This is a genomic window from Spirosoma endbachense, assembly GCF_010233585.1.
Lineage (GTDB): Bacteria > Bacteroidota > Bacteroidia > Cytophagales > Spirosomataceae > Spirosoma > Spirosoma endbachense.
Genome location: NZ_CP045997.1, coordinates 10,300,343 through 10,303,821 on the forward strand (window position 1 = coordinate 10,300,343; position 3,479 = coordinate 10,303,821).

At 52.3% G+C, this 3,479-nt stretch carries 2 protein-coding genes; both read right to left on the bottom strand.

Features of this window, described 5'->3' with window-relative positions:
• Positions 1-144: 144 nt before the first annotated feature.
• Entirely contained in the window at positions 145-2,904 is a 2,760-nt protein-coding gene (locus GJR95_RS41575; RefSeq protein WP_162391488.1) for an ABC transporter permease, read from the bottom strand.
• Complete coding sequence (locus GJR95_RS41580) at positions 2,892-3,230, bottom strand: PadR family transcriptional regulator (protein ID WP_162391489.1); 339 nt, start codon at positions 3,228-3,230, stop codon at positions 2,892-2,894. The genes GJR95_RS41575 and GJR95_RS41580 overlap by 13 nt, the downstream gene beginning before the upstream one ends.
• Positions 3,231-3,479: the final 249 nt, after the last annotated feature.

The following is a 3,479-nucleotide window of genomic DNA, read 5'->3' on the forward strand; positions in this document are numbered from 1 at the left end:
GCTCCCCAGTGAGACGAGAAAACGTTCATGAATAAGCTCCTGCCTGAGACGAAGACGTATGTATCTGCTCATAAATTTGGGCGTTTAATTGGACGGCTAGAAAATAGCCAACGCCATCGATGCGTTGGCTGTTTTACGAACGCTTTAGTCGCTTCGTAGGCTTTTAACCGGATTCATCAAGGCCGCTTTAACGCTCTGAAAACCCACCGTCAGCAGCGCCAGGCCTATGGCCGCCAATCCGGCGGCCACAAACAGCCAGCCACTTAGCGGTGTTCGGTAAGCAAAGCCCTGAAGCCAACCATGCATCAAATACCAGGCCAGTGGGCTGGCCAGTAGCAAGGCAATCAGGATCAAGAAGACAATTTCCTGACAAAGCAGAACTACAATTCCCGCGACACTTGCCCCTAATACCTTTCGGATACCGATTTCTCTGGCTCTTCGTTCTGTCGAAAAGATGGCCAGCCCCAGCAGGCCTAAACAAGAAATAAAAATAGTGATCCCCATCGCCAAGTTGGTTAGCCGCTCGGTTCGAAGATCGTCCGCGTACATCGTGGCAATACGATCGTCTAGAAACGAATAAGTAAACGGTTTCTCCGGGAAGACCCCCTTCCAGTCTGCCCCTAGTTTGTCGATGAGCGTCTGCAGCTCCTCAGCGGCCATGCCCTTAGCGGCTATTTTGACGGCGATGACGTTCTCTTTGGCAGGGTCGTGTCGGATGACGATCGGCCAGCTCGCTTGATGGAACGAGTTCTCATAAAAATCGGCTACCACCCCAGCAATCGGATAGACCTCGACAGGGCTGGCGACCAGCTCCTGGCCGATAGCCTGGCTCACATCGGCAAACCCCAAGGCATGCGCACACCGCTCACTAATCAGCACTTCCCGGCCACTGTCGGCTGGAAGCAAATTTCGCCCCGCAACCAGCTTCATCCCATAAAAAGGAACGTAATCCTGATTGCCGAAATGAAAGGATAGATCGATGGGTTTCTCCGGGCTGTTTTTCAGCCCACCGCCACCAAATCCACTATGCTTTTTGTCCATGGGTGACTTCCATTGTCGGATCACCTGCTCTACACCCGCTACTTGGCGGATCTTCTCCGCCAGTACCGCTAGCTTACCCAGCTCAGCCCTAGCCGGTAGCCGCCCCTTCGACTTGTCCGACCCGATCGTTGTGGTATGCATCGGGTTAGTTGGCTGACCACCGAGCGTAATGATGGCATCCGTCTTGAAACCCAGATTCGTATGCAGTACATACCGCAATTGCGAACCCATAACCAGCGACGCAATGATAAACACCAGCGAGATCGTAAACTGGAAGACGATCAGTCCTCGGCGCAGCGTTGCTTTTCCAGTGCCCGCTGTCGTCGTGATTCCTTTCAGCGTCATTACGGGCTGATAGCGGCCCAATACCCTGGCCGGATAAAACCCCGCCAGCAGCGTGGTCACCGCCGTTACCAGCAGAAAAAATACAATAGTCGTACGATCCACCTGTAAAGAAACGCCCGCTGGGATCAAATCGGCGAACACGTTCATCACCGGCCGAACCAGTAGCGCAGCAAGCACCACGGCGGCTACGGTCAACAAGAGGGATTCGGTAAAAAACTGCACAGCGATGCCCGACCGGTTACCACCCAGCACCTTACGAACGCCGATTTCTTTGGCTCGTTGCCGGGATTGGGCCGTTGACAAATTGACAAAATTGACAATGGCCAGAACAAGGATAAATCCAGCCACCGCCATCAGCGAGTACAAGACCGGTAAACTGGCCTTTCTGCCCTCACCCCCATAGTCGGGATAAAAGTGGCTACCCGACAGCGGTTTGATCTGGGCGGTAAAACCCGACTTGGGGCCATAGTGCCGTTTGGCAAAGGGGATAAATTGCGCATCAATCTGGGCAGGGGTTACATTCGTTGCCAGTTTAATGATCACCTGGCTGGAGCGATTCAACTTATCCCAGCGATCCAATGTAATGTCTGTCTTCAAAAAACTGGCGGGGATCGTCGCATACGAGATCCACTGGCTGAACCGAAAATCACTGTTTCCCTGCCAATCGGCGACAATCCCAGTTACGGTAACCATCAGCGAATCCTGATAATAGATCGTCCGACCGATGATGCTGTCGGGGTGGGAATCACCAAAGTATTTTCGGGCTCTTTCGGTGGTAAGCACGACCGAGTTGGGCCTGCTCAGGGCAGTCCTGGCATTTCCGCTTACCCATTGGTAGTGAAAGATGTCGAAGTACTGGGGTTCCGCAATAACGATACTACCGTCGTCATCGAAATGCTTCGGTTTCTGGGCCTGATCCGGTGGTATCGTTACGCTGGCACCATAGGTCTGATAGGCCGCCACCGTCTGAATGCCCGTCATTTCCTGGCGCATAGCCGCTGGCATAGGACCCGGTACGCTATGCCAACGCCCCCCAAACACGACCGCATCCACACAATAGATGCGGTCAAGGTCGGGATGGAAATTATCAAAACTGAATTCGTATCGATTAATCAGATAAATAACCAGACAAGCACAAACGCCTACCGCCAAGCCCACTACGTTGATGAACGAATAGAGCTTATGGCGAATCAGTTTACGAGAGGCTATTTTGAGATAGGTAGGTAGCATAGCGGCTTGAACTAAAGATGAAGAGGTCCCGTACTCTGGGTGGGTGTTGGGAGATTTTTGGCCGATTTTCGAGCTTGTAAACGGTTGAATCAACCGCAGGACAGCCAGTGTATATCGCCAACGGGCTTTGGATACACCGACAGTTTTCAGCCAGTAGGAATACATCTCCAGCAGATCACCTTGCAACTCATCTTCCAGACCATCTGGACTATAATGGCTCAGTAGCCAGACAGCCCAGGGGGGCGGCTGGCACTCCGGTGGCCCGTCGCCCTTGGTTAAGCGCCCCATAGCTGTAGAATTGGCGTTGGAATCTGGTCCCACAATTGGGTACGCAGATGTCGACATTCGATTAGCGCCCGCTGCCCGGCTGTGGTTACTACAAATAGGCGTTTCTGACGGCCTCCCCGTTCGGCCGTCGCCCCGCCCATCTGGGAAGCGACAAATCCTTTTTGCTGGAGCCGTTGTAAGGTGGTATGGACCGTAGGAAAGCTGATGCTACGGGCCATTTGCCCATCAATGGTTTGGGTGATTGAGGCACAGTAGGCCCCTTGCTGCAGGGCGGCTACCGTTAGCAAGACGATCTCTTCCAACTCACCTAAAAAGGGTCGTTTCATGATCAAAAGCGGTTGAACAACTTGTCATACCAATTAGTATAGTCTTTGTCGTACAAATACCTTACCAACTCTGTACAAGTAGGCTTAATGGCCACGAAACGGCTTTTTCATTACCTCAGTGAATCCCGCGTTGTCCAAAAATGGACAGTTACTGTACCGAAACGGACGGCTTATTGATTGACTGGTAAGTCTATATTGGAAGGATAAGCGTTTAAGCTTAGAAACACCTTTGTCTTACAAAAACGCTCC